The organism is Rhizobium sp. 32-5/1, assembly GCF_029537235.1.
GTDB lineage: Bacteria > Pseudomonadota > Alphaproteobacteria > Rhizobiales > Rhizobiaceae > Pararhizobium.
Window position 1 is genome coordinate 3,654,791 of record NZ_CP120638.1, and the last position, 25,668, is coordinate 3,680,458.

The 25,668-nt window shown below is 61.0% G+C and carries 21 protein-coding genes and 4 pseudogenes; 12 read left to right on the forward strand and 13 right to left on the reverse strand.

What is annotated here, in order from left to right:
• Positions 1 to 64 precede the first annotated feature (64 nt).
• The 6 genes from P6U16_RS18365 (at position 65) to queF (ending at position 5,236) form a co-directional block, all read left to right on the forward strand.
• Positions 65 to 511 (forward strand): MarR family winged helix-turn-helix transcriptional regulator, encoded by a 447-nt coding sequence (locus P6U16_RS18365; protein ID WP_277701698.1) that lies wholly within the window; start codon positions 65 to 67, stop codon positions 509 to 511.
• Positions 512 to 579: 68 nt separating this feature from the next.
• Complete coding sequence (locus P6U16_RS18370; RefSeq protein WP_277701699.1) at positions 580 to 906, forward strand: SDR family NAD(P)-dependent oxidoreductase; 327 nt, start codon at positions 580 to 582, stop codon at positions 904 to 906.
• Positions 907 to 917: 11 nt separating this feature from the next.
• Positions 918 to 1,322: an SDR family NAD(P)-dependent oxidoreductase gene (locus P6U16_RS18375; RefSeq protein WP_277701700.1), complete on the forward strand. Its 405-nt coding sequence runs from the start codon at positions 918 to 920 to the stop codon at positions 1,320 to 1,322.
• Positions 1,323 to 1,568: 246 nt separating this feature from the next.
• The gene (locus tag P6U16_RS18380; RefSeq protein ID WP_277701701.1) at positions 1,569 to 3,758 is read left to right on the forward strand and encodes an anthranilate synthase; all 2,190 of its coding nucleotides are present in this window, start codon (positions 1,569 to 1,571) and stop codon (positions 3,756 to 3,758) included.
• Positions 3,759 to 3,851: 93 nt separating this feature from the next.
• A complete protein-coding gene (locus tag P6U16_RS18385; RefSeq protein ID WP_277701702.1) occupies positions 3,852 to 4,775 on the forward strand; it encodes a cation diffusion facilitator family transporter in 924 nt (307 codons plus the stop codon).
• Positions 4,772 to 5,236, forward strand: coding sequence for a preQ(1) synthase (queF, locus tag P6U16_RS18390; RefSeq protein ID WP_277701703.1), 465 nt, complete (start codon positions 4,772 to 4,774; stop codon positions 5,234 to 5,236). Before P6U16_RS18385 ends, queF begins: the two co-directional genes overlap by 4 nt.
• A gap of 52 nt (positions 5,237 to 5,288) precedes the next feature.
• On the opposite strand, the gene P6U16_RS18395 is transcribed toward queF, so the two are convergent.
• A complete protein-coding gene (locus tag P6U16_RS18395; protein ID WP_277701704.1) occupies positions 5,289 to 5,867 on the reverse strand; it encodes a HupE/UreJ family protein in 579 nt (192 codons plus the stop codon).
• A 250-nt stretch (positions 5,868 to 6,117) separates the two neighbouring features.
• Here P6U16_RS18395 and P6U16_RS18400 point away from each other — a divergent pair, with 250 nt between their 5' ends.
• Entirely contained in the window at positions 6,118 to 6,699 is a 582-nt protein-coding gene (locus P6U16_RS18400; RefSeq protein WP_277701705.1) for an ATP-dependent Clp protease proteolytic subunit, read from the forward strand.
• 50 nt (positions 6,700 to 6,749) lie between these two features.
• Here the strand turns inward: P6U16_RS18400 and P6U16_RS18405 are convergent, their stop codons facing one another.
• Positions 6,750 to 6,968: a hypothetical protein gene (locus P6U16_RS18405; RefSeq protein ID WP_277701706.1), complete on the reverse strand. Its 219-nt coding sequence runs from the start codon at positions 6,966 to 6,968 to the stop codon at positions 6,750 to 6,752.
• A 122-nt stretch (positions 6,969 to 7,090) separates the two neighbouring features.
• Complete coding sequence (locus P6U16_RS18410) at positions 7,091 to 7,417, reverse strand: prevent-host-death protein (protein WP_277701707.1); 327 nt, start codon at positions 7,415 to 7,417, stop codon at positions 7,091 to 7,093.
• Positions 7,418 to 7,825: 408 nt separating this feature from the next.
• Between P6U16_RS18410 and leuA the strand changes: the two genes are divergently transcribed.
• Both leuA and P6U16_RS18420 read left to right on the forward strand, forming a co-directional pair.
• The gene (gene leuA / locus P6U16_RS18415) at positions 7,826 to 9,535 is read left to right on the forward strand and encodes a 2-isopropylmalate synthase (RefSeq protein WP_277701708.1); all 1,710 of its coding nucleotides are present in this window, start codon (positions 7,826 to 7,828) and stop codon (positions 9,533 to 9,535) included.
• 386 nt (positions 9,536 to 9,921) lie between these two features.
• Positions 9,922 to 11,884: pseudogene (locus P6U16_RS18420) on the forward strand (methyl-accepting chemotaxis protein).
• A 97-nt stretch (positions 11,885 to 11,981) separates the two neighbouring features.
• Here the strand turns inward: P6U16_RS18420 and P6U16_RS18425 are convergent.
• The 4 genes and pseudogenes from P6U16_RS18425 to P6U16_RS18440 all read right to left on the reverse strand — a co-directional run bounded on the left by P6U16_RS18425 (position 11,982) and on the right by P6U16_RS18440 (position 15,166).
• Positions 11,982 to 12,815, reverse strand: a complete 834-nt coding sequence (locus P6U16_RS18425) for an anti-sigma factor (protein WP_277701709.1) — start codon at positions 12,813 to 12,815, stop codon at positions 11,982 to 11,984.
• A gap of 3 nt (positions 12,816 to 12,818) precedes the next feature.
• A complete protein-coding gene (locus tag P6U16_RS18430; RefSeq protein WP_277701710.1) occupies positions 12,819 to 13,337 on the reverse strand; it encodes an RNA polymerase sigma factor in 519 nt (172 codons plus the stop codon).
• A 207-nt stretch (positions 13,338 to 13,544) separates the two neighbouring features.
• Positions 13,545 to 14,096: a tetratricopeptide repeat protein gene (locus tag P6U16_RS18435; protein WP_277701711.1), complete on the reverse strand. Its 552-nt coding sequence runs from the start codon at positions 14,094 to 14,096 to the stop codon at positions 13,545 to 13,547.
• Between the two features lie 169 nt (positions 14,097 to 14,265).
• Positions 14,266 to 15,166: pseudogene (locus P6U16_RS18440) on the reverse strand (metallophosphoesterase).
• 83 nt (positions 15,167 to 15,249) lie between these two features.
• Between P6U16_RS18440 and P6U16_RS18445 the strand changes: the two are divergent.
• Entirely contained in the window at positions 15,250 to 15,741 is a 492-nt protein-coding gene (locus tag P6U16_RS18445; RefSeq protein WP_277701712.1) for an NUDIX domain-containing protein, read from the forward strand.
• Positions 15,742 to 15,768: 27 nt separating this feature from the next.
• Here P6U16_RS18445 and P6U16_RS18450 read toward each other — a convergent pair whose 3' ends face one another.
• On the reverse strand, positions 15,769 to 16,746 hold the full coding sequence (locus P6U16_RS18450; protein WP_277701713.1) for a glutathione S-transferase family protein: 978 nt from the start codon (positions 16,744 to 16,746) through the stop codon (positions 15,769 to 15,771).
• A gap of 271 nt (positions 16,747 to 17,017) precedes the next feature.
• On the opposite strand from P6U16_RS18450, the gene P6U16_RS18455 reads away from it, so the two are divergent.
• A complete protein-coding gene (locus tag P6U16_RS18455) occupies positions 17,018 to 17,518 on the forward strand; it encodes an N-acetyltransferase (protein ID WP_277701714.1) in 501 nt (166 codons plus the stop codon).
• 27 nt (positions 17,519 to 17,545) lie between these two features.
• Here the strand turns inward: P6U16_RS18455 and P6U16_RS18460 are convergent, their stop codons facing one another.
• From P6U16_RS18460 to P6U16_RS18480, 5 genes and pseudogenes are all read right to left on the reverse strand, one after another.
• Positions 17,546 to 17,710, reverse strand: a complete 165-nt coding sequence (locus P6U16_RS18460; protein ID WP_277703899.1) for a hypothetical protein — start codon at positions 17,708 to 17,710, stop codon at positions 17,546 to 17,548.
• Positions 17,711 to 18,014: 304 nt separating this feature from the next.
• The gene (locus tag P6U16_RS18465; protein ID WP_277701715.1) at positions 18,015 to 20,084 is read right to left on the reverse strand and encodes a hypothetical protein; all 2,070 of its coding nucleotides are present in this window, start codon (positions 20,082 to 20,084) and stop codon (positions 18,015 to 18,017) included.
• A gap of 10 nt (positions 20,085 to 20,094) precedes the next feature.
• Positions 20,095 to 22,901, reverse strand: a pseudogene (locus P6U16_RS18470) (DUF4159 domain-containing protein).
• Positions 22,898 to 23,817, reverse strand: a pseudogene (locus tag P6U16_RS18475) (DUF58 domain-containing protein). The pseudogenes P6U16_RS18470 and P6U16_RS18475 overlap by 4 nt, the downstream one beginning before the upstream one ends.
• Before the next feature lie 17 nt (positions 23,818 to 23,834).
• Positions 23,835 to 24,848 carry a MoxR family ATPase gene (locus P6U16_RS18480; protein WP_277703900.1) on the reverse strand — a complete coding sequence of 338 codons (1,014 nt, stop codon included), beginning with the start codon at positions 24,846 to 24,848 and terminating at the stop codon, positions 23,835 to 23,837.
• 180 nt (positions 24,849 to 25,028) lie between these two features.
• On the opposite strand from P6U16_RS18480, the gene P6U16_RS18485 reads away from it, so the two are divergent.
• Positions 25,029 to 25,652, forward strand: coding sequence for a DUF1285 domain-containing protein (locus P6U16_RS18485; RefSeq protein ID WP_277701716.1), 624 nt, complete (start codon positions 25,029 to 25,031; stop codon positions 25,650 to 25,652).
• Positions 25,653 to 25,668: the final 16 nt, after the last annotated feature.

The following is a 25,668-nucleotide window of genomic DNA, read 5'->3' on the forward strand; positions in this document are numbered from 1 at the left end:
CGCCTTTTTGTATGTCTCAAAAAAGTGATTGACAGAGTGCATATGCACATCTAAATTGGAATCCATGAACAAGACATCTTCCATCTCCAGCTGCAATTGTTTCGCCATACGGCAGGCGGCTCGTTTCGTATCGCAGCTTTATGAGCGGCATTATGCCGGAACGGGGCTGACGGCGAACCAGTTTTCGCTGCTGGTTTTCGTGCATGAAGCCGGCAAGGCAGGCATTCTGGAGATGGCGGATGCCATGGTCATGGACCGCACGACGCTGGTGCGGGCGATCAAGCCGCTCGAAAGGGATGGCCATCTGATCAGCGAGCCGGAAGGCAAGGGGTCACGCAAGCTCCTGTATCTCCTGACAGACAGCGGCCGGGCAAAACTCTCCGCGGCCGCCAAGGGCTGGCATGCGGCGCAGGCCGAGTATGTGGAACTCGTGGGGCAGGAAAATGCGGATGCTCTTCGTGCCTTGCTGCTGGCGATCCCGACCGGGATTCTGCGCCTGAAGACGATTTGACGACCAAAGGCCGGAAGTGACCGGTATTTTTTAGTATAAAAGTGCATATGCACAGAAAGAAACTCACCATGTCTCTTAAAATCGAAAATTCCGTCGCGCTCGTGACCGGCGCCAATCGCGGCATCGGGAAGGCATTTGTCACCGAGCTTCTGCGCCGGGGCGCAGCCAAGGTTTATCTTGGCGCGCGCGACCCGGCCTCGCTAACCGATCTTATTGCTCTCGATCCCAACCGTTTGGTGCCACTCAAGCTCGACGTGACCAATGCTTCGGATGTCGAGCAAGCGGCTAACGTGGCGACCGACGTTACGCTGCTGATCAACAATGCCGGTTTTGCCGGCGGGCAGGGGTTATTTCCGCGCCCGATATCGCGGTTGCCCGGCAGGAGATGGAGGTAAATTACTTCGGCGTGCTGGCCCTTTCCAGGGCTTTTGCCCCGGTTCTCGCCAAGGTGTCGGAAAGCGCTGTTGTCAACATCCTGTCTTTCCTCTCGCTGGTCACTATACCGTCGGCGGGCACCTATTCGGCCTCCAAGGCCGCCGGCCTTGCCGCCACCCGCTCCATCCGCGCCGAACTGAAGGCGCAGGGAACTGAGGTGGTGGCCGCTATGCCGGTGCAGGTGGAAACTGACATGGGCCGCGAACTGCCGGAGCCGCGCCTGCAGCCCATAGAGGTCGTCAGCGAAACGCTCGATGCCGTCGAGGCGGGCCAGCAGGAGGTTTTCCCGGGCGAACTGACGCGCAACACCGCGGCTGCCTTTGCGGCCGATCCGAAGGGCGTGCAGGCGCATATGTCCACCATGCTGCCGGCATAAGTCCAGGAATGCTGCGTTCAACGGGGAGGAGCCGTGCTTTTTCGGCGGCTCCCCGCTTGCGCAATCCGATTTCGCAGGCTAACAATTCCGCCATGACACAGGCACGCAACATTGCAATCTGGTGGTGGGCTCGCTAAGGCGGCCTTGACCAGTCATGCGTGATTGAGACGATGAGCCGCCCGAAGTTTCGAGGCGGCTTTTTTGTATTCTGGCCGCGCGTGACAAGGGCCTGAACGGAGCGAGAGAATGGCGACGAGAATTCTGGAAGACGGCGCGGAATCCTACACCACCAAGGGCGGGATCGCGGTCACGCGGCGGCGGCGGGAGGCTCCCTATGCGGAAGCGATCTCCGGCTATGTCGATCGTCTCGACGAGCGCCGCGGTGCGGTGTTTTCCTCCAACTACGAATATCCGGGCCGCTACACGCGCTGGGATACGGCAGTCATCGATCCGCCGCTCGGCATTTCCTCCTTCGGCCGCGCGCTGTGGATCGAAGCCTATAACGAGCGCGGCGAAGCGCTCTTGGAAATGATCTCGGCGCATCTGGCGACCGTCGCCGACATCACGCTCGGGGCCTCGACCACGCGCCGGCTCGATCTTTCGATCAACCTTCCGGACCGGGTGTTCACCGAAGAAGAACGGTCGAAGATGCCGACAGTCTTTACGGTGCTGCGCGCGGTCACCGGCCTGTTCTATTCGCAGGAAGATGCCAATCTCGGCCTCTACGGCGCTTTCGGCTACGATCTGGCCTTCCAGTTCGACGCCATCGAGCTGAAGCTCAAGCGCCCGGACGACCAGCGCGACATGGTGCTGTTCCTGCCCGACGAAATTCTTGTTGTCGATCACTACTCGGCCAAGGCCTGGATCGATCGGTATGATTTCGAGAAGAATGGCCTGACGACCGATGGCAAGGCGGGCGATACTCCGTCTGAACCTTTCCGCACCATCGACAGCATCCCGCCGCATGGCGACCATCGTCCCGGTGAATATGCCGAGCTGGTGACCAAGGCGAAGGAGAGCTTCCGCCGCGGCGACCTGTTCGAGGTGGTTCCCGGCCAGAAATTCTTCGAGCGCTGCGAGAGCAAGCCGTCCGAAATCTCCAACCGGCTGAAGGCGATCAACCCGTCGCCCTATTCCTTCTTCATCAATCTCGGAAACCAGGAATATCTGGTCGGCGCCTCGCCGGAAATGTTTGTGCGTGTCTCCGGTCGCCGGATCGAGACCTGCCCGATATCAGGCACGATCAAGCGCGGCGATGACCCGATTGCCGATAGCGAGCAGATCCTCAAGCTGCTGAATTCCAAGAAGGACGAATCGGAACTCACCATGTGCTCCGACGTCGATCGCAACGACAAGAGCCGTGTCTGCGAACCCGGTTCCGTCAAGGTCATCGGCCGTCGCCAGATCGAGATGTATTCGCGGCTTATCCACACGGTGGACCATATCGAGGGCCGCCTGCGCGACGACATGGACGCCTTTGACGGTTTCCTGTCGCATGCCTGGGCCGTGACGGTGACCGGTGCGCCGAAACTCTGGGCCATGCGCTTCATCGAAAGCCATGAGAAGAGCCCGCGCGCATGGTATGGTGGGGCGATCGGTATGGTCGGCTTCAACGGCGACATGAACACGGGGCTGACGCTGCGCACCATCCGCATCAAGGACGGCATTGCCGAGGTGCGCGCTGGTGCCACATTGCTCAACGACAGCAATCCGGACGAAGAAGAAGCCGAAACCGAACTGAAGGCATCCGCCATGATTTCCGCCATCCGCGATGCAAAATCCGCAAACAACCGCAAGACCGGTCGTGATGTCGCGGCGGTCGGTGCCGGTGTCAGCATCCTGCTCGTCGATCACGAGGACAGCTTCGTCCATACGCTGGCCAATTATTTCCGCCAGACGGGTGCGACGGTCAGCACCGTGCGCTCTCCTGTCTCGGAAGATATCTTCGACAGCGTCAAGCCCGATCTCGTCGTGCTTTCGCCCGGCCCTGGTTCGCCAAAGGATTTCGACTGCAAGGCGACGATCAAGAAAGCGCGGGCCCGCAACCTGCCGATCTTCGGCGTCTGCCTTGGCCTGCAGGCGCTGGCCGAAGCCTATGGCGGCGAGTTGCGGCATCTGGCCGTTCCGATGCACGGCAAGCCCTCCCGCATCCGCGTGCTGGAGCCCGGCATCGTCTTTTCCGGTCTCGGCAAGGAAGTCACGGTCGGCCGTTATCACTCGATCTTCGCCGATCCTTCGACGCTCCCGCGTGATTTCATGATCACCGCCGAAAGCGATGACGGCACCATCATGGGCATCGAGCACACGAAGGAACCGATCGCGGCCGTGCAGTTCCACCCGGAATCGATCATGACGCTGGGCGGCGATGCCGGCATGCGAATGATCGAGAACGTGGTGTCGCATCTGGCCAAGCGGGCGAAGATCAAGGCCGCCTGATCGTCGGAATGTGAGGTTTGAGGGCCGCCGCACCCGACACGGTGCGGCGGTCATTTTTATTTGAATTGAGTCTATTTGAATTGGGGGCCAGCAATGGTGACTGAGACGCAAAGGAACAGGGCCCAGCGCCTGGCGTTCTGGGGCATTCCGCTCGCCGTTCTCGTGCTTGGGCTGAAGATGCTCGCCTGGTGGATGACAGGCTCTGTCGCGCTTCTGTCTGACGGGCTTGAATCGATCGTCAACGTCATTGCGGCCATCGTTGCCTATGTCGTCATCGGCTATGCGGCCAAACCTGCGGATGCGGGGCATCCATTCGGTCATTACAAGGCCGAGTATCTGTCGGCGGTGCTTGAGGGCGTCCTGATCGTCGTGGCCGCACTTCTGATCGTCTGGGAAGCGGTGCCCGCCATGCTGGAACCTCGGCCGATGGAGGCCCCGGTGGTCGGCCTGGCGATCAACGTACTGGCCGGCATCGTCAATGCGATCTGGGCCTATACACTGATCCGCGCCGGGCGGGCGCTCCGCTCGCCGGCTTTATCTGCCGATGGCCATCATATCCTCTCCGATGTCGTAACCTCGATCGGCGTCCTGATCGGCCTGGTGCTGGCCATCGTCACCGGCTACGCGATCCTCGATCCGCTGCTGGCGGTGCTCGTGGCCTGCAATATTCTTTACCAAGGCTGGAAGGTCATCAGCCGGTCGGTCGATGGTTTGATGGACCGGGCTGTACCCGCCGAGGAAGAGGATGCCATAAAGCAGGCGATTGCCGCCCATGCGGCCGGCTCGCTCGGTGTCCACGACCTGAAGACCCGCGAGGCGGGATCGGCCATCTTCGTCGATTTCCATTTGGTGGTTCCGGCGGCCATGACGGTCGGTGATGCCCATGATATCTGCGATCGGCTGGAAGATGCGATCCGCGCGGTCCATCCGGGCGCCAAGATTGCTATCCACGTCGAACCCGAAAGTGAAAAGGCCCATGGCATCAGGGTCAAGGTTATCGAAGGAATGAAAAAATGAGCAAAACCGATGTGTCCGGACTGACCCAGCTGGGCGACGCCGTCTCAGCGCCACAGTCGCCCGAGGAGGCTGTGCTGGAGCGGGTGCCGAGCAATCATGCCGGCACTGTTTTCGTGGTGCGCTTTACCGCGCCGGAATTCACCTCGCTTTGCCCGATGACCGGTCAACCCGATTTCGCCCATATCGTCATCGACTATATTCCCAACGAATGGCTGGTCGAATCGAAGTCGCTGAAGCTCTTCCTGCATTCCTTCCGCAACCACGGCGCGTTTCATGAGGATTGCTCGATCGATATCGCCAAGCGTCTGGTGGATTTGCTGGCCCCGAAATGGCTGCGGATTGGCGCCTACTGGTATCCGCGCGGCGGCATTCCGATCGATGTCTTCTGGCAGACGGGTGCACCGCCGGAAGGCGTCTGGCTGCCGGATCAGGGTGTCCAGCCCTATCGCGGGCGCGGCTGAAATAGAAACGGCGGGCTTGTGGCCCGCCGTCATCGTTTCCAAGACAGCACGATCAGTTGAAGATCAGGGCGACGCCGGCAAGCGCTGTCAGGCCACCGACGATCCGTGACAGGGCACGGCCGGATGTCAGGCGGTTGATGCCGAGCCCAAGGCCTATGCCCGCGACGTGCAGCAGGGCGGTGGCGATCACGAAACCGAGGCCGAAGGGCAGGGCGCCGGCCGCGCCGAGTTCGCCACCATGGGCATAGCCGTGAAAGAGAGCAAAAACGCCGACAACAGCCGCGCAGGCGGACGTCGGCATGCGGATGGCCATGGCGACAAGCAGGCCGAGAGCGACAACGGAAGCCAGAATGGCGGGCTCGACGAAGGGCAGCGAGATATCAGCCATGGCAAGGCCAAAGCCAAGTGCCATGGTGCCGACGAAAGCGGCGGGAACGGTGAACAGGCGCCGCCCGCCGATCTGTGCAGCCCACAGGCCGACGGCAATCATGGCGAGGATATGATCGAGGCCAAACAAGGGATGGCTGATGCCTGCCATCAGCGAGCCGTGCTCGGCCGGGTCGAGGTGGGCAAAGGCCGGAGCGCTCGAGACAAGGAGCGCTGTAGCGGTCAGAAGAATGCGTGTTTTCATGATGTCCCCACTTCTTGGGCGGATGCGTGGGAGCCGCGGCCGCCGGATGCGAATGTTGCGAAACCACATCTTATTGTCAGTCGCCCGCCTGTCCATACGGCAATTGCCTTAGGAGACGATCTTTACCATAGCGCAACAGGCTTCTTGTTTGCCCCTATCGCGGCGATGGGCTTTTGTTGCATTGTTTTCGCAGTCGAGTCGCCTTATCTGATGGCGGCAGGACAACACACATTTATCGCGGAGAATGCGAATGAACGAAGACGAGGACGACAAGAAAACGGAACTGCCCTTGGGCAAGGAAACTGAGGCGAACCTTTTCAAATCGCGCTCGATCTTTATCTATGGCCCGATCAACCAGGAACTGGCGCAGAAGGTCTGCTCGCAGCTCGTGGCGCTTTCCGCCGCCAGCGACGAAGACATCCGCATCTTCGTCAATTCGCCGGGCGGCCACGTCGAGTCCGGTGACAGCGTCCATGACATGATCAAGTTCATCAAGCCGAAGGTCTGGATGATCGGTACGGGCTGGGTCGCCTCCGCCGGTGCGCTGATCTATGTCTCGGCTCCGAAGGAACGGCGCATCTGCCTGCCCAACACTCGCTTCCTGTTGCACCAACCCTCCGGCGGCACCCGCGGCATGGCATCGGATATCGAAATCCAGGCCCGCGAGATCATCAAGATGAACGAGCGCCTGAACCGGATCTTTGCTGAAGCAACCGGCCAGACCTACGAAAAGATCGCCAAAGACACCGACCGCGACTATTGGCTTTCGGCCGAAGACGCCAAGACTTACGGGCTCGTTTCCCGGATCATCACCAACGCTTCGGAAATCTGAGCCGAATTTCGGTTAAGACGTTTTTGACCCCGCCGGGCAACTGGCGGGGTTTAGTTTTGAGATGAGGTCGCTGAAAGCGGGTGGTTGGCGAGTGCTGTATCGATGGTTACCAGTTTAAAGCCTTCGACAGCGCATTGGGCGAGCAACATCTGGTCAAACGGATCGCGGGTCGGCGGCTCGGGTTCGACAAGGTGAAGGGCGTGATGCTCGTTGACGCTTAGAAGCGTTATTCCGGCAATTTTAGCCGCCTCCGGAAGGTCCTGCGGCAAGCGTACGCAAGGGAAGCTTACCGATCCTCCATTTGATCGCGATCTCCCAGAGGCTTGCAACGCTAAGATTGAGCGTGTCATCACAAGCCTTGACCTCTTGTCGCACAGCGGCCGGAAGATCATCAAACCGACCTTCCAAAAGTGCGATGAAAATATGCGTGTCCAGAAGACGGGACATCATCTGTCCGCCGGAAGGGGAAGCGTGATAAGAAAGTCTTCGGGCAGGGGGCATCGAAGTCTGCGGGTATCTCTCCAAAGAAACTGGTGATACCTTTTCCGCGCTTGTAAGCCTCCAGCGCCTCCCAATTTATCCCGCCTTTCTTCTTCACCGGCACCAGCTGCATCAACGGCTTGCCGTCCTCCGTCACGGTTATGCTTTCGCCGGCCTGGACGCGGCGGGCGAGGTCTAACAGCTGGGTCGCGGCTCCACGGATCGGGATCTGGGTCATGGCGGGATTGCAGCGCCATGCACTGTTATTCGCAAATGCGCCCGTTTGCATCTGTCCGAGGCGTCTGCCTTTTCCTTAGACGCCTCTTGCCCTTTATTCCATCTCGAACTATACACCGCTTCATGTTGAAGACAGGCGCACAGATCATCGAACAGGTTTCCCGCGGGCGTAATGCCATGCGTGAGCGTTCGCGCGCCCTCACATCGCTTCTTCTTCTCGGCCTTACGCGCGGTTGCCGGGTTCTTTAAGGAGCGCCCGGTGGCCCAAAGCCCACCGGCCCCAGCTCCTTGCCTTCCCTTGAAATACCTGAAGACAAAAGAACCCTACAGGCGCCATTTGCCATCGCAATGCGATCGATGATCGGCTATTGCATGCGGGCTTAGCGCCTCACGACGAAGAGAAGCCGCAATGATTTTGAAGTCCCACACCATCAAGCAGGGCATGCCCGACGCAAGCGTCAAGTACCAGCCCTATCCCCAGATCAATATTCCGGACCGCACCTGGCCGGGCAAGACAATCGACAAGGCACCGATCTGGTGTTCGGTCGATCTGCGCGACGGCAACCAGTCGCTGGTTGATCCGATGGGCCATGACCGCAAGGCCCGGATGTTCCAGCTCTTGCTCGACATGGGTTTCAGGGAAATCGAGATCGGCTTTCCCTCTGCATCGCAGACGGATTTCGACTTTGCCCGCTGGTGCGTCGAGGAAGGCAATGTGCCGGCCGACGTCTCGCTGCAGGTTCTGGTCCAGTGCCGGCCCGAGCTGATCACACGGACTTTCGAGGCGCTGCAGGGGGCCACGAAGCCGATCGTGCATTTCTACAATTCCACCAGCGAATTGCAGCGCCGCGTCGTCTTTGCGAAGGACGTGCCCGGCATCAAGCAGATCGCCACCGACGCTGCCAAGATGATCGCCGACATGGCGGCCAAGGCCGGTGGCGGCTTCCGCTTCGAGTATTCACCGGAGAGCTTTACCGGCACCGAGCTGGAAGTGGCGCTGGAGATCTGCAATGCGGTCGCCGAAATCATCCAGCCGACGGCGGACAACAAGCTGATCCTCAACCTGCCATCGACCGTCGAAATGGCGACACCCAACATCTATGCCGACCAGATCGAGTGGATGTGCCGCAATCTCGACAATCGTGAGAACCTGATCATCTCGCTGCACCCGCACAATGACCGGGGCACGGGGATCGCCGCGACCGAACTCGGTCTGATGGCAGGGGCCGACCGCGTCGAGGGCACGCTGTTCGGTAATGGCGAGCGCACCGGCAATGTCGATGTCGTGACGCTGGCGCTGAACATGTTCACGCAAGGGGTCGATCCACAGCTGGATTGCTCCGATATCGAGCGGATCAAGGACGTCTACCAATATTCCAACCAGATGGTCATTCCCGAGCGCCATCCTTATGTCGGCGAGCTGGTCTATACGGCCTTTTCAGGCTCGCATCAGGATGCGATCAACAAGGGTATGAAGGCGATCAAGACCGCCAACAAGCCGCTCTGGGAGGTGCCTTACCTGCCGATCGACCCGCGTGACGTCGGCCGCTCCTACGAGGCGATCATCCGGATCAACTCGCAGTCCGGCAAGGGCGGCATCGCCTATATCCTGCAGGAGGATTACGGCATCAATCTGCCGCGCAACCTGCAGGTCGAGTTCCGCGAAGACATCCAGCGGATCACCGACGAGCATGGCAAGGAATTGCCCTCCAAGGCCATCCATGCGCGGTTCATCGAACGGTATGTCGAACAGCCGGGTGCCCGTATCCGCTATATCGATCACCACACGTATCCGGTTGGTGAACAGAAGGGCGCAAGAGTCGTGGCAGCCGAGATCACGGACAATGGCGAGACCAAGCGGATCGAGGGCAGGGGCACCGGGCCAATCGATGGCTTCATCAATGCCCTGTCGATCTATCTCGGTATCGACATGTCGGTGAATGACTATTCCGAGCACTCGCTCCAGCACGGCTCGAATGCCGCGGCTATCGCCTATGTCGAGGTCGAACATCCGGGCGGCAAGCTGTTCGGCGTCGGCATCAATACCAACATCGTCGCGGCCTCTCTCGAGGCCATCGTATCGGCTGCGAACCGGGTGCTGGAAGGCGCGAAGGCCTGAGTTGAAAAATGCCCGATGGGCTTGTTTGGGACAGCCGCATCTTAACCAAGATGCGGCTGTTCTTCGTCTCAAAGTAGCATTTTCCCTGTAAGTCGCCGGTTTTCGCGGAAATTTTCGAGCATTTTCTGTGCTTTCGGCGCTGGGAGCGACAGAATACAAAAAGTTGTAGTCTCGCGTTAAGGTTTAGCTTTTTCTAAATAAGAGTTTTTTAACCGCATTTGATTAAAATTTGTCCACTCGGAACGAAAGTCCATGCTTGGCGTCCGACCGCTGCCATGACGGCATGCGTGGGTATCGCCGGCGAGCCTGGACGCTCCTAGGCCCTCATTTGATCCGCAATTGACAGTTCGGCCGCCGGGATGGGGCTGACAAGACGAGGGACGACCATGAAATCCGCAATGCGCTTTGGAATTGGAATGCGTCTGAGCACAGGCTTCGGATTTCTGTTGCTCCTGATGCTGGGTCTGACCCATCAGTCAGTGACGCAGGTGAATGCCATCAACACCGACCTTGGGCAGATCAACGATGTCAACAGCGTCAAGCAGCGCTTCGCCATCAACTTTCGTGGTAGCGTCCACGACCGCGCCATCGCAATCCGTGACGTGACCTTGGTGGAAACGCCGCAAGAACGTCAGGAAGCGATCGATCTGATTGCCAAGCTGGCGGCAACCTATGCCGAAAACGAACAGAAGATGACCGACATGCTCGCAACCGGTGCCTCGGATGCGGAAAAGACCATCATTGCCGAAATCGCCGATATTCAATCCAAGACAAACCCGCTGGTGTCCGAAATCATCGGGCTTCAGGAAAAGGGCGATGCCGCAGGCGCCAGGAAAATCCTGCTCGAGCAGGCGCGCCCACTCTTTGTTTCGTGGCTTGGCGCCATCAACAAGTTCATCGATTACCAGGAAGCTCTGAACAAGCAGGTTGGCGGCGATGTCCGCACCTCTGCCAGCGGCTTCCAGACCCTTGCATTTGGCTCCTTGGCTGGTGCTGCGGTTCTAGCCGTCATTGCCGCCTTCCTTGCGAGCCGTTCGATCACCGCGCCGATGGCCAAGCTTCAGGAATCGCTGCGCAAGATGGCCGAAGGCCAGATGGAAGGGGACCAGACGCTCGACGCCCGCAACGACCAGATCGGCAGTCTTGCCCGCGCCGTCGGTGCCGTGCGCGATGCCGTCTCCGGTCAGGCGGCCCGCCAGGCGGAAAGCGACGCAAACCGTGCCGCAGCCGAGCGCAGCCAGCTTGAGAGCGCTGCTCGCCAGCGCGAGAGCGAAGCCGATGAGACCAACCATGCCGTTGATCAGCTTGGTCGCGCACTGGAAGAAATGGCCAATGGCAACCTCGACTACCGGCTGTCGCAGTCTTTCGGATCGTCGCTTGATGCGCTTCGCCTCAACTTCAACAATTCCGTCGACAAGCTGCAATCTGCAATGAAGTCGATAGGCGGCAATGCCTTCTCCATCGATGCCGGCGCGCGGGAGATCAGCACCGCGTCCAACGATCTGGCTCGCCGCACCGAACAGCAGGCAGCCTCCATCGAACAGACGGCAGCAGCGCTTGACGAGATTTCGACAACCGTCAACGACTCGACCCGCCGCGCAGAAGAGGCCGGTTCGCTGGTCGCAAAGACACGCCAGAACGCGGAGCGCTCCGGCGAGGTAGTCAAGCGGGCTGTTGCCGCGATGGGCCAGATCGAGGGCTCCTCGAACGAGATCAACAGCATCATCAGCGTCATCGACGATATTGCCTTCCAGACCAACCTGCTTGCCCTGAACGCGGGTGTCGAAGCCGCCCGCGCCGGCGATGCCGGCAAGGGCTTTGCCGTCGTTGCGCAGGAAGTCCGCGAACTGGCACAACGGTCCGCCAATGCCGCCAAGGAGATCAAGCAGTTGATCAACAATTCCGGCGAGCAGGTGCGCTCCGGCGTGACGCTGGTCGGCGAGACCGGTAAGGCGCTGGAAGCCATCGTCGCCGAAGTCCAGGAGATTAACCGTCACGTCAATTCGATCGTCGAATCGGCCAAGGAACAGTCCTTGGCGCTGAAGGAGATCAATTCTGCAGTCAACGAGATGGATCAGTCGACCCAGAAGAACGCGGCGATGGTCGAAGAGACCTCGGCGGCCAGCCAGAATCTGGCATCCGAAGCGGCGTCGCTATCCGCACAGCTTGCCAAGTTCCGCTTCGAAGGAGCCGAGACGCCGCGCCACGTGCAGCCAGCCGGCCACAACTCGCAGCCGCGTCCATCACCGGCCAGCGCCATGGTTCGAAAAGTCGCCTCCGCCTTCTCCGGTGGTCGCGGTCAGGCAGCTGCGGCTACAGCCCCGGTAGGGGGACTGGCAGGAATTCTGATCGTCTCGACGGGAACATCGCCGATCATGGCAACGGCCGCATCCTCCCTGATGCGGTCGTTGCCGTCTGAAGAAGCGTTTGAAAAAGCTGCCTGATGTCAGATTTCGGTCGCTACAGTTTCTGCCAGATCGCGCAGCTTGGCATCCGCGGATGGCCCGATCACCACATAGGAAGCACCGGACTTCTGCCAGGATACCATCGCCAGATCGTCGCGCATGCTTTCCGCGAGCTTGCCCTGTTCACCCTTCGATTCGCTTTTCAGGAAGCAGATGGCAAAGACGTCGCCCTCGGCATTCCGGTACATCAGCTGCGCCACCGGCTTGCCGGCCGCGACCAGAAGACGCCCGCCCTCAAAGGTCAGGCCTTGAGCAGCCAGATCCGGTCGGTTGAAATTCACGCCGACGCTCGATGCAAGCCAGTTTATGATTGCGGCATCGCCCTGCGAAGCCGGAACCTCTACAAGATGTGTCTCCTGACGCGAATAGACGCGGTGATACTCGGCGATATCGTCGAGCCAGGACCGGGCGGCAGCAACCTGTTGGTTCTGTTCGGATTGGCTGTTGACCATCCCCAAGATGTAGCCGGTGGAGCCGCCGACAAGCAAAAGAACAACGGAGGCGGCAAGTGTCCGCGGCCAGAGGCGTGTCCGGTGCCGTATCGGGTCGGCCGTTGTCACCCGTTCGGCCTTGGGATTGGTCGGCGTACCCTGCTTGATCCGGCGCACCAGTGAGAGCGGCACCGGGTCGTGCAGGAAATCCTCGAATGCCTTGTTGCCAAACGCATTGCCGGCCTGCAGTTGCTCAAAAAGCCTGCGCGCTTCCTCGTCGCGGGCCACAAGCTCTTCCAGTTCGCGGTGCTCGGCATCGGTCACTTCACCATCGAGATAGGCGGAGAGGCGGATTTCCAGCGAAAGGCCCTTTGTGTTTTGCAATGCTCAGGCCCTCCTTTCCGTTGTTTCTGAAATCATGGCGGCCAGCCGTATACGGGCGGTGGACAGGCGGCTCATCACGGTGCCGATCGGGATGTTCAGGATGGTCGCCGTCTCGCGATAGCTGTGTCCCTCGACATTGACCAGCACGAACACGCTGGCCAGGCCTTCGGGCATGGAGAGGATCATCTTCTGCAACTGACTGGCATAGACCGCCTTTTCGCCTGATGGTTCGATGGTCAATTCGTCCTGGTCGGCGACATCGACGGTTCCGCCGCCGGTCCGCACCTTGCGCTTCCTGATTTCATCGATCCAGAGATTGCGTGTCATTGCATAGATCCAGCTTTCCAGCCTTCCTTCGCCATTCCAAAGGTGGCTGCGTGTGATGGCCCGCTCGCAGGCTTCCTGCACCAGGTCATCGGCATCGGCGGCATTGCGCGTCAACGTCATTGCAAAACGGCGCAATTTGGGCAGCAAACTGACCAAATCCCGTCGGAACTCATTCGATTCTGTCGCTTGACGCATTGCTCTTCCAAAGAAACGTTCCGGATCAATCTTTTATTCGTCGGTGTCAGGAACACGCCGATTGATATGAAACATTTGACCGGCTGTCCGCAAGCCAAGAGCGGACGGAGGGCAAGATTTTGCCCTATCGTCCGTCGTTTTCAATTTGAAGGCGCAGGCGCCGGCCGGGGTTGCAGTTTCACGCTCCCCGCCGGCGGCGGCATTTCATCAATACTGGCGCACGCCACCGAGGGTTTCGAGAAGGGCGCGGTAGGCCCAGCTGTTTTCGCCACCACGGTCACGGATTTCGATCAGTTGCACCTTGGCTTCCTCGATCTGGCCCTGCTCGACGAGCGCCTGGCCCATGTAGGAGCGGGCGAGGATGTAGTTTTCATCGGCCTGAAGAGCACGCTTGTAGTAGCTCATGCCGAGTTCCATGCGGCCGGCCTTGCGGTTTGAATAGCCGCGATAGTTGAGAATGCGGGCGCTGTTCTGGTCCTTGACGGCATCCAGAACCTTGAGAGAATTTTCATACTGGCCGGCATAGGCCAGTTCACGGGCCGCCTTGAACAAGAGATCGTCGTTCATCCCGCTCTTCTGCGGTTCGACACATTCCTTCTTTTCCTCATCCCAGACCTTGCCGTCGGTGCACTCAGTCGAGGTCTTGGTCGTATCGGGCGGCGTGGTCGTATCCTCACCCGCCGCGCGGGCCGTGTGGGTCAGCGCGAATGCCGAGACGGCTGAAAACAAGGCAATCAGAGCGGTCTTGCGATTGATCATTGGTTATCTCCCTTGGCTGAAGCGAATATCGGTCAAAACAGGGTATCGCGCAGCATCCTGTCGCCGTCACCGAACCGTCATACGGTCAAACAGGGATAACGGATGAAACACGTCTCTTATTCGACAGCATACCGTCTTTTAGCAATTTGGCGAGATGCGATAGACTGCCTCAGAAGCGGGTGCTTTCCGCCAGCGCCACAGAGCGCCCATCCGGGGTCAGGGCAAAACGTTCGCGTGAGCAGTTCCAGTGGCCCGGACCACCGGAAATCGAAAACAGATTGAACGCTGCCGGCGGTTTCTTGCCGCCATTGCCCTGCGAAGCCGAAGCGATGCCAACCACGGGCACCGGTTTAACCTGGCCTTTCAGCCAGTAGACGGTGTTGAGGTGGGTATGGCCGTGCAGCACCAGTTCGGCACCCCCGGCGGTGATGGTGGCTCCGAAACGGCGGATGCCGAGCATGCGTTTGTGCATGGAGGCAGCGCCGCGGATCGGCGGATGATGGATCATCACAACGCGAAAAAGGCCAGCTTCGCCCGCGGCGCGCAGGAGGTTGACTGTCTCGCGTGCCTGCCGTCGACCGAAATAGCCACTGGCTGCAAAGGGGGCGTGGCGACGGCGGTCGAACAGCCGATCAGCGCGACGGGGCCGCGAACCCGCAGATAGGGAAAGCAGTGAAAGTCCTCGTCCCAGTTCTCCGGCCCGCTTTCGCCGCGCATGAAAGGATACCAAGCCCGTGTCGTCTTCTCATAGGCGCCAGGCACGTAGGCATCGTGATTGCCGGGTACGATGGAGATGTTGTCGGGTTCCCCGCCTCTTTCAGCCATGCCGTCACCGTCTCGATTTCACGCGAGGAGGCAAGATTGACGAGGTCGCCGGTGATTGCCAGATGATCCGGATCGCAGCGCTCTATCTCGTCCATCAAAAGGTTCAGCGTATCGCCGACAAGATGGCTGCGGCGGTTGCGGTGCCAGTTGACGAAACCGGTAATGCGCTTCGAGGCAAGCTCCCGGAAAGAAAGATCCGGTAGGGGGCCGAGATGAACATCGGACATATGGGCAAGTTTGAACATAAGGGTTACCTAGCGCATATTCCGGAAAAGGGGAATCGTTTGGGCGGCTTATCCCTGACAGCCTGTTTCGGAAGGATAAAACCATGACCAACCAACGTCCGCCCGAGATGCAAACCTGGCGCAAACGCCTGTTCACCCGCCTGGTGCACGGCTATTTCGCGCTCACCCGCGGCATGACGCTTGGCGTTCGCGCCGCCTGCTTCGACGAACAGGGCCGGATCTTTCTGGTCAAGCATTCCTATGTCGCCGGCTGGCACATGCCGGGCGGTGGTCTGGAGCGAGGTGAAACGGCCCTGCAGGGACTTGCCAAGGAACTGCAGGAGGAGGGCAATCTTGTGCTGACGGAAACGCCGCGGCTGTTCCACGTCTATTTCAACAATCAGACCAGCAAACGCGACCACGTACTTTTCTACCGTTGCGACAAGGTCCGCCAGACCAGCCCGAAAATACCAGACCGCGAAATCATCGAGACCGGTTTCTTCGCGCTTGATGCACTGCCGCCGGGAACCACCAGCGCGACGCATCGCCGGCTGAAAGAACTGTCGGCGGAGACACCGCCGGCCGACGTCTGGTGATCACTACACTGCTGCTTTGCGCTGACCTTACAGGTTCTCGCGACCGTGCGGGCCTTCGAGGTCGAGCACCGGTCCGACGGGCACCACGCCGGTTGGATTGATCATCGTGTGGCTGCGGTAGTAGTGCTCCTTGATGTGGCGCAGGTTGACCGTTTCCGCCACACCCGGCACCTGGTACAGGTCCTGAAGGTATCCCTGCAGGTTCCTGTAGTCGGCGATGCGGCGGATGTTGCATTTGAAGTGGCCGACATAGACCGGGTCGAAGCGCACGAGCGTCGTGAACAGCCGCCAGTCGGCTTCCGTGATCTGCGGGCCGGTCAGGTAGCGGCGCGACGAGAGCCGTTTTTCCAGTTCGTCGAGCGTCCCAAAGAGCGTTTCGACACTGTCTTCATAGGGACCCTGCGCCGTTGCAAAACCGGCTTTGTAAACCCCATTGTTCACCGTGTCGTAGATCTTTGTGTTCAGTTCATCGATTTCCCCGCGCAGCTTTTCAGGATAGAAATCGTCCGTCGAGCCCGTCAGTCCGTCAAAGGCTGTGTTGAACATGCGGATGATTTCGGCGGATTCGTTCGAAACCATGCTGTTCGTCTGCTTGTCCCAGAGCACGGGCACGGTGACGCGACCGGAATAATCGGGATCCGCCTTTACATAGACCTGCCAGAGTGCATCGGAGCCGAACAGGTGATCGACGGTTCCGCCATTCTCGCCCTTGAATTCCCAACCCTTGTCCAGCATCAGCGGATCAACGATTGAGACCGTGATCAGATCCTCGAGCTTCTTCAGCTTGCGGAAGATCAGCGTGCGATGTGCCCAGGGGCAGGCGAGCGAGACATGGAGGTGGTAACGCCCCGCTTCCGCCTTGAAGCCCCCGGTGCCGGAGGGGCCAGCCGCGCCGTCTGATGTCACCCAGTTGCGGAATTGCGATTCGGAGCGCTTGAAATGCCCCTTGGTTTCCTTGGTATCGTACCAGACATCGTGCCAGACGCCATTCACCAGCTTGCCCATCGGCCATCTCCCGCGACGCTGTCGCCGCTCCTGTGTCATCAGTTGTTTCTAGATAGCGGACAATTTGCCGGCAGATAGACCATAAAAGCTGAACAGTGCGTTTTTGGCTTTGACGTGCGGTTTTTTCTGCTATCGGCGCATCCAGACTTTTTACGATACGGATCGAAATTCATGTTTTTCCCGGGAAGCCCACGACGACGCTGATGCCGAAACGCCTTGAGGGCGAAGCCATCACCTTTTTCCGTCTCGTATGCCCGGTTTCCCGATGTTCATGAAAAAGCACGACCTCGTCTATCTTACCGAAGACGCTTCCCACGACGCAGCCATCGAAATCATCAATGAAGAAGCATTCGGCCCCGGCCGTTTTGCCCGGGCTGCCGCGCGCATCCGCGAGCAGGGGCCGCACGATCTCTCGCTGTCCTTCATCTGTGCCGACGATGGCGAGACCATCGCCTCCGTGCGGATGACGCCGGTTATGGCAGGTGGCGTCAAGGGCCATCTGCTTGGCCCTCTGGCTGTGCGGCCTTCCCACAAGAACCGGGGCATCGGCCGCGAGCTGGTGCGCATCGCTGTCGAGGCCGCCCGGCGGCAGGGCTCTGAAGGCGTGATCCTCGTCGGCGATCCACCCTATTATCAGCCCCTCGGTTTCGACAAGGTCGCCTATGGCGCGCTGGATTTTCCAGGCCCGGTCGATCCAAGCCGGGTGCTGATTGTTCCGATGGTCGAGGATGTCCATGCGCGGCTCAAGGGCGTCATCGGCTGGCGGCCATAGCGGACCACCCGTGCGTCCTGGAGGACGTCAAGGCTTGGTATAGGTGAGAACGGCTAGCCTGTGCTCACCGACATCGTTTTCCAGCAAATGCCAGCCAAGCTTCTGGTAGAAGCTGGCCTTTTCCGGCACGGCACAGAGATGGATTGCCTCAAATCCACGGGCGAAGGCAAGTGTGGCGGCGTGCTGTACAATTGCGCCACCGACCCCTTTGCCGCGATGCTGTGAATCAACCCAGACGGCCGCGACCCAGGGGTATAGTCCGGGCGTTCATCCATGTCGGACGCGATCACCGAAGCCGTTCCCATGAAGATGTCGCCGTCATGGGCAACCACCGCGAAGGGAAAACCGTCCGGATTGAGGTTTTCCCTTACCCGTTCATCGAGTGCCTCCAGCGTGACGCCCTTGCTCTCCCACCAGGCCCGCCAGACGCGGTCTGCAACAGTGGTACTGAAGTCCGGCCGGTCGTTGAGGTCGGAAATTTGGAATGACAAGTCGCTCACCGGCCCTCGCGGTACCAAGTCGCGGACAGTGCGAAGAGCAGGGCTGCAAGGCCGAGGAAGCCGGCAAAGAGCGACAGCGAGTTGATACCCTTCAAGACGGTTTCATCGGTCATGCGCAGCGACAGGCGCTGGTCGTCGGCCATGCGCACCGCGCCGCGCACCGGCAGGATCGGCGGCATATCGATCGCGCCGCCGGCATCGGCCACCCGGCGCACCAGCCCCTTGGTCTTTTCGGCCCAGGGTTTCAGGGTTTCCTCGGTCGAAATCGTCGCCTTGAATTCCGGCGCATCGACGCTGCCGACATGGACAAGCGTCTTGAGTTCACCGTTGACGATTTCGAATAGTCCGGTTTCCGTGGTGCGCAATTCGGCCTTGTAGAGGCCCGGTTCGTCTTGCGTGAGCGGCGCCTGTTCGGTCTTTCCGGATGGCGTCGTCACGGTGGCAGCGCCGGGGTCGCCCAAAATCGTCTGGCGGGTGATTTCCAGCGCGCGGTTGGCGGCCCGCGCGGTCAGCGCTTCCTCTTCCAGCGCGGGTTCCTGCATCAGCCAGTGGGCCGTGCGGCGGTAGAGCGAAACACTCGGGCCGCCGCCTTCGAAACCACGCGCCCAGAGCCAGCCCTGATCGGAAAGCAGCATGGCGACACGGCCCTTGCCGACGCGGTTCAGGACCAAAAGCGGTTTGCCGTCCGCTGCGTTCATGACGGTCTGGCCGAGCGGTTGCTGGACATCGACGGTGCGGAACCAGCGGCCCCATTGCGGCGGCTCGCTGCTGGCGCCTTCAAGCCCGCGTGTGACCGGGTGTTTCTTGCCGTCGTCGGAAAGTCGCGGATAGAAGGCTTGCTCGTTCATGGCGCCGGTGGGCATTGCCGGCAGGACGGCGGACAGCGGCGTCGTCGCGATCGAATCATCGCCTGCATGTTCCGGTCCGGCTGCAATCAGAAGCGCGCCGCCGTTTTCGACATATTGGGCGATGTTGTCATAGTAGAGGATCGGCAGGACGCCGCGATGCTGGTAACGATCGAAGATGATCAGGTCGAATTCCTTGATCTTCTCGACAAACAGTTCCCGCGTCGGGAAGGCGATCAGCGACAGCTCGTTGATCGGCGTTCCGTCTTGTTTTTCCGGCGGTCGCAGAATGGTGAAATGCACGAGGTCGACGGAGGCATCGGATTTCAACAGGTTGCGCCAGGCGCGCTCGCCGGCATGCGGCTCGCCTGAGACCAGAAGCACGCGCAGGTTCTCGCGGATGCCGTCGAGCACGTGGACGGCCCGGTTGTTGGCTTCCGTGACTTCGCCCGCGACAGGGCTGACCGCGAATTCGAGGATATTGTTGCCGCCGCGCGGAACGGTGAAGGAGAAAGGCACGTCGGTGCCCGGTTCGGTCATCTCGGTGGCGATCTCGTTGCCGTTGAGGCTGATCTTCACCTCCGCCGTACCGCCCGGCGCCTGGCCGTCATCGATCACGCGGAAGGTCAGCTTCTGCTCCTCGCCGACAATGCCGAAGCGCGGGCCGCTGACGACTTCGATCCGCCGGTCGAACTCGTCCGGCCGGCCGGTGATCAGGCCGTGGATCGGTGCGTCGAATCCCAGCGGCTGGTTGATGGCGGGCACATCGTGGATCTGGCCGTCGGTGATGAAGATCGCACCGCCGACCCGTGCCGGTGGGACATCCGCAAGTGCGGTGGAAAGCGCAGAAAAGAGCTTTGTCGACGGCGTCTCGGTATCTGGATCATCCGCGGCCTCGACGATCCGTGCCTCGATCTGCGGAAACTTCGCCAGGCGCTCCTTGAGCGTCGACAGGGCGTTGTCGGTCATTTGCCCGCGGCCGGCATTGTCCTGGCTCTGGCTGCGATCGACGACGACAGCGACGACGGTCGACAGAGGTTCGCGTTCTTCTTGAAAAAACACCGGGTTGGCGATGGCAAGGCAGAGCGCCGCAAGCGCGGCTGCCCGCAACCCTGTGCCGCGCACACCACGCCAGAATCCAAGCGCTGATAGCGCAATCGCAAACAGCGCGATAACGGCAATCGCTGCCCAGGGAAGCAGGGGTGAAAAATCAACGGTCATCGGCGCGCCCTCATTGTCCCAGCCGCTCGAGCAGCGCTGGAATATGAACCTGGTCGGCCTTGTAGTTGCCGGTAAGCATATACATCATGATGTTGACGCCGGCGCGAAACGCATGCTCGCGCTGCGTTTCATCCGGCGGCACGGTCGGCAGAAGGGCGACGCCATTGTCATCGATCGCCCAGGCACCGGCAAAGTCATTGCCGGTGATCATGATTGGCGACACGCCGTCGCCGGAGCGTGCCGGCCGCCCGCTCTGGTCGTCGTTGGTTTCCGGCTGCGCCTCAATCCACAGCGGGCTGCCATTGTAGCGGCCCGGGAAGTTCGACAGCAAATAGAAAGACTTGGTCAGCACGTTGTCGGTGGGAACGGGCTCCAGCGGCGGAATGTCGAGATTGGCCAGGATGGCCTGCAGGCGCTCGCCGTTCGGGCTATTGCCACCTGAACCGCCGAGCGACGAAAACTGGTCGCGGGTATCGAACAGCACGGTGCCGCCGGCGCGCATATAGGCATCGATACGGCTCACCGCCTGCGGCGTTGGCATGGGTGCCGTCGCGGAGACCGGCCAGTAGATAATGGGATAAAAGGCCAGTTCATCCGAGGTGATGTCCAGGCCGACCGGCGCGCCGGGTTCCAGCGTCGTGCGGTAGGTGAGGAAGTCGGTGAGACCGGCCAGCCCGCGTTCGGAAAGGCGATCGACATCCGCCTCGCCGGTCACGACATAGGCGAGATGGGTCTTGTCAAGCCGCTCGAGAATCCTGTCGTCACCGGGTTTTACGTCCTGCGCCAGCAAGGGCGACGGATGCAAGACCAGCGCCGCTACCGTGAGCGCCAGAACCGCGGTCGCAGCCCGTGCCATGCGCAATTGGGCGAAGGCACCGCCCATGAACAGCACGATGACGCTGTCGAGCAGGAGCAGGATCATGGCGAGCGTAAAGAGCGCTGGCTTCAGCGACATGGCCTCGGCGCCGATCAGTGGCTCGCTGGTATAGGCCGTCTGAAGACCGGTCTTGTCGATCGGCTTGAGCTCGGCATTGCGGGCCAGAAGATTAAGCGCCGTAAAGCCATCCTCCGACCCGTAGAGCCCCGGTGGGTTCTCGACCGTGGAGATGGGTATCGCGCCGGCCGTGATATCCAGCGGTCGGGCCCTGCCGGTTTCACTGATTAACACGCCATCGGCATTCAACAGCCGGTAGGGGGCAAGTGTCTGGGCCTGCCCATTGCCGTCGCTGGCGACACCGCCGCCGCGCGAAAGCTGGACGCTGCGGCGAAGCATTTCGACGAAGTCGCCTGAGATCGGCAGGTTCGACCAGGTGGCTTCGGCGCTGACATGGAACAGCACGATGCGGCCGGCGCCGTTGGTCTTTGTGGTCACCAGCGGCGTGCCATCGGCAAGGCTTGCCCAGGTGCGTTCGGCAAGGTCTGCCGTCGGCTCGGCCAGCACCTGTCGCTTGATGAGAATATCCTGCGGGCGAGCCATGCCGGCAAAGGGGCTGAGTGCCGGATAGTCGGCGAGCGGTTGCGGCTCCGACCAGGACAGCGCGCCGCCGAGCGCGCGTTCGCCCTGGCGCAGCGTAACCGGAACCAACGGGTCATCGGCGGGGGCTGCCGCAAGGCGCGGCCCGGCGAAACGGATCAGCGTGCCGCCGTTTTCGATCCATTGCGTAATCGGCGCATAGCTCTGCTCCGGCAGGCGGCCGATATCGGCCATGATCAGCACCGACGGTTTTTCTGCCAGCAGCTCGGGAATGGCAACGGCAAGATCCGCCTGATCCGGCTGGATCAGGTCGGCATAGGGGCAAGCGCCCGGTTGATGTAGTAGAGCGGCGAGAGCAGGGGCTGCGACAGGTCGCGGGCCTCGCCGGAGAGAAGCGCCACGCGACGGCGGCGGAAACCGTCATCAAGCAGGAAGGTGCCGCCAGCAGTCGCAGCACCGTCGATGCCGATCCGGGCAAAATCATTGCGCAGCTCGAAGGGAGCGGCGATTGTCCCCCTGGCCGTGCCTTCACCTGCGGCAAAAGCGATCGCGCCGTTCGCGATGGCGCGACCGCGCGTATCATAGGCGGTGATCGGAACCGTGCGCGCGGCGGCCGTATCAAGGCGGCTGGCGGTGATCGCCATGGCATCGGATTCATTGGCCGAATTGGTGATTGCCAGCGCCCGTTCGCTGTCGCCTTCGATCAGCCGAAGATTGGCTGGCGAAAGGGCGGCAAGCGCTGTCATCGTCTGATCCTCTCCGGCAGCGATGCCGTCGGACAGGAAGGCAAGCGTTCCGGCCTTCGTGCCATCAAGCGCCGTCGCGATCGCCTCGATGGCTGTCTTTCGGTTCGGCTGCAGGGGTTGCGGCAAAGCGGCGGCAAGCCGGGTGCGGGCGGTGACGGCAGAGGCCGGAACCGCATTGTGCTCGCGATCGGCTGTAAACGCGATCGACACCGGCAAATTCCTGCTTTCCGCATCGCCGATCAGCGCGTCGGCGGTTTCGACGCGGCGTTCCCAGTCGGTCGCCGTCACCCAGCTGTTGTCGATCAGAAGCACAAGTGGACCCTCCGCGGACAGCGTGTTGGTGCGCGGATTGAAGACCGGATCAGCAATCGCGAGGATGATTGCGGCGGCCATCAGCATGCGCAGCAGCGTCAGCCACCAAGGGCTTTTCGACGGCGTCTCCTCGCGCTTCAACACGGAGGCGAGAATGCGCAGAGGCGGGAACACTTCCATCACCGGCTTCGGCGGCGTCATGCGCAAAAGCCACCAGATCGCCGGCAGGGCGACGAGGGCGGCCAGCATCAGGGGGTTGGCAAAGAGGAAGGAAAGGCCGGTCATAGCTGCCCTCCATGGGTCGCGCGTCCAGGCATGCCGGAGAGATACATGTGCACGGCGACAAGCGCTTCCGAGGCGAGATGGTCGGTCCTGTGCGGCGTAAACGTCCAGCCGAGATGGCGCAGGTTTTCGCCGAGACTGTCGCGCCGGGCAATGTAGGCACGGCGATAGTCGTCGCGGACGATTTCGGCACGGCCGGCGGTCAGCTTCTCGCCGGTTTCCGGGTCGGTGAATTCCGTCCGCCCGGCATAGGGAAACTTTCTTCCGCAGGGTCGGCAATCTCCACGATATGGCCGCGCAGGCCACGCCGGGCGAGCGGACCGAGCCGCGCCATGATCGCATCCGCCGGATCGAGAAAGTCGCCGATCAGGATCAGGTCGCTCGATCCGCGGATCATCTGCGTCTCTGGAAGCCCGCCTGACAGCGGCGTGTGCATCAGCGCCGTCGCCAGCCGTTCCGCCGCATTGCGGGCCGAAACCGGCTCCATGACGCCGGGGCAGCCGATGCGTTCGCCGGAGCGTGCAAGGATTTCAGCCAGCGCCAGCATCAGAACCAGCGCGCGACTTTCCTTGGAGACCGTGCCGAAGCGCGATTTGTACATCATCGACGGGGAGAGGTCGGCCCAGAGCCAGATTGTGTGGGCGGCTTCCCATTCGCGGTCGCGCACATAGGTGTGGTCGTCGCGGGCCGAGCGGCGCCAGTCGATGCGCGATAGGCTCTCGCCATCGCTATAGGGGCGGAACTGCCAGAAGTTTTCGCCAATACCGCGCTTGCGCCGACCGTGCCAGCCGGAGATCACCGTGTTGGCGATGCGTTTTGCCTCGACCATGCAGTCGGGGATGAGCATGGCACGCTGCTGGGCGCGGTGCAGCACATCTCCGGATGGTGTCGGTTCAACGCTTTGCCCGATCGCAGCCATTCAGATTCCTTTGGCTTTCAGCCCTTTGCCTTGCTCACCAGCCCGGCGACCACGTCGCGGACGGTCATGCCTTCGGCGCGTGCGGCGAATGTCAGTGCCATGCGGTGTTGAAGCACCGGTTCGGCCAGCGCCATGATGTCATCGATCGATGGTGCGAGCCTGCCGTCATAGAGCGCGCGGGCGCGGGCGCAGAGCATCAGCGACTGGCCGGCGCGCGGGCCGGGGCCCCAGGCGACATTCTTGTCGGTCGCGGCATTGCCGTTTCCGGGACGGGCGGAGCGCACCAGCGAGAGGATGGCATCGACGACTTTCTCACTGACCGGCATCTGGCGGATCAGCTGCTGGATGGCCTGGAGCTGCTTGGCATCGAGCACGCTTTGCGCCTCGGATTCATGAATACCGGTGGTTTCGAGCAGGATCTGCCGTTCGGCCGCAAGTTCGGGATAGCCGACATCGACCTGCATCAGGAAGCGATCGAGCTGGGCTTCCGGCAGCGGATAGGTGCCTTCCTGTTCCAGCGGGTTTTGCGTTGCAAGAACATGGAAGGGCTGCGGCAGGTCGTTGCGCTGGCCAGCGACCGTGACGTGATATTCCTGCATGGCCTGCAGCAGTGCCGACTGGGTGCGCGGCGAGGCGCGATTGATTTCGTCGGCCATCAGTAGCTGCGTAAAGATCGGGCCGGGCACGAAGCGGAAGGAGCGGCGGCCGGTCTCGTCCTGGTCCATGACTTCGGAGCCGAGAATATCCGACGGCATCAGGTCGGGCGTGAACTGGATGCGGCTGGCGTTGAGGCCGAGCACAGTGCCGAGCGTTGAGACCAGCTTGGTCTTGGCCAGACCGGGAACGCCGACAAGCAAAGCATGGCCGCCGGATAGAACGGCCAGCAGCGTCTGCTCGACGACGTTTTCCTGGCCGAAGATCACCTTGCCGACTTCCTTGCGGATCAAGGCAATTTCGCTCAGCGCCTTTTCGGCTGCGGCGATGATCGCCTTCTCGTCCATTGCGCTTTCCGTGGTCTTCATCACACCCATCATCGTCTCCAGTGGTCGGGACCCGTCCAGCGCCGAATCGCGAAATCTGCTGTTTCGATCGTCTTTTTCAATCTAGGCTCTGCCATGCGGCTGACAAGCCGACGGCACTGCACTATCTCGTGAGCAGATGCAAATACCGGGCAAGGTTCGGGCACGATCACAACCAAACGGGACGGAACAATGGCAGAGGCCAAAATTCAGGAGACGGGAGATGCGGCAGGGCTCGCGGCGCTGATCTCGCGCGCCGCCGGCCAGACGGGTGACGGAGCCAAGGATTTGCCGCCGATAGACCGCTGGAATCCGCCCTTTTGCGGCGATATCGACATGGAAATCCGCGCCGACGGTACATGGTTTTACATTGGCACGCCGATCGGCCGGCAGCCGCTGGTCAGGCTGTTTTCCACGGTGCTGCGCAAGGAAGAGGACGGCAAGACCTATCTCGTCACGCCTGTGGAAAAGGTCGGCATCCGTGTTGCCGACGCTCCTTTTATTGCCGTCGAGATGAATGTCGGTGTGCGTGACGGTCTGCAGATGCTGACCTTTCGCACCAATGTCGGCGATGTCGTGGAGGCGGGTCCGGAGCATCCGCTTCGGTTCGTGATCCACGGTGACAATAACGAATTGAAGCCCTACCTGCACGTCCGCGGCCGCCTTGAAGCGCTGGTATCGCGGGCGGTGATGTACGACCTCGTCGAACTAGGCAAGGAAGCCGAGATCGACGGGGTTGCGATGTTTGCCGTGCGTTCGGGCGGTACGTTGTTTTCGATCATGCCGGCTGCCGAACTTGAAACATTATCGAAATGACCTTTGTAACGGACAT

Coding starts and splice junctions, on each gene's coding strand:
- P6U16_RS18365 (WP_277701698.1), top strand. CDS start 65: ATGAACAAGACATCTTCCATCTCCAGCTGCAATTGTTTCGCCATACGG.
- P6U16_RS18370 (WP_277701699.1), top strand. CDS start 580: ATGTCTCTTAAAATCGAAAATTCCGTCGCGCTCGTGACCGGCGCCAAT.
- P6U16_RS18380 (WP_277701701.1), top strand. CDS start 1,569: ATGGCGACGAGAATTCTGGAAGACGGCGCGGAATCCTACACCACCAAG.
- P6U16_RS18385 (WP_277701702.1), top strand. CDS start 3,852: ATGGTGACTGAGACGCAAAGGAACAGGGCCCAGCGCCTGGCGTTCTGG.
- queF (WP_277701703.1), top strand. CDS start 4,772: ATGAGCAAAACCGATGTGTCCGGACTGACCCAGCTGGGCGACGCCGTC.
- P6U16_RS18395 (WP_277701704.1), bottom strand. CDS start 5,867: ATGAAAACACGCATTCTTCTGACCGCTACAGCGCTCCTTGTCTCGAGC.
- P6U16_RS18400 (WP_277701705.1), top strand. CDS start 6,118: ATGAACGAAGACGAGGACGACAAGAAAACGGAACTGCCCTTGGGCAAG.
- P6U16_RS18410 (WP_277701707.1), bottom strand. CDS start 7,417: ATGACCCAGATCCCGATCCGTGGAGCCGCGACCCAGCTGTTAGACCTC.
- leuA (WP_277701708.1), top strand. CDS start 7,826: ATGATTTTGAAGTCCCACACCATCAAGCAGGGCATGCCCGACGCAAGC.
- P6U16_RS18430 (WP_277701710.1), bottom strand. CDS start 13,337: ATGCGTCAAGCGACAGAATCGAATGAGTTCCGACGGGATTTGGTCAGT.
- P6U16_RS18435 (WP_277701711.1), bottom strand. CDS start 14,096: ATGATCAATCGCAAGACCGCTCTGATTGCCTTGTTTTCAGCCGTCTCG.
- P6U16_RS18445 (WP_277701712.1), top strand. CDS start 15,250: ATGACCAACCAACGTCCGCCCGAGATGCAAACCTGGCGCAAACGCCTG.
- P6U16_RS18450 (WP_277701713.1), bottom strand. CDS start 16,746: ATGGGCAAGCTGGTGAATGGCGTCTGGCACGATGTCTGGTACGATACC.
- P6U16_RS18455 (WP_277701714.1), top strand. CDS start 17,018: ATGAAAAAGCACGACCTCGTCTATCTTACCGAAGACGCTTCCCACGAC.
- P6U16_RS18465 (WP_277701715.1), bottom strand. CDS start 20,084: ATGACCGTTGATTTTTCACCCCTGCTTCCCTGGGCAGCGATTGCCGTT.
- P6U16_RS18480 (WP_277703900.1), bottom strand. CDS start 24,848: ATGGGTGTGATGAAGACCACGGAAAGCGCAATGGACGAGAAGGCGATC.
- P6U16_RS18485 (WP_277701716.1), top strand. CDS start 25,029: ATGGCAGAGGCCAAAATTCAGGAGACGGGAGATGCGGCAGGGCTCGCG.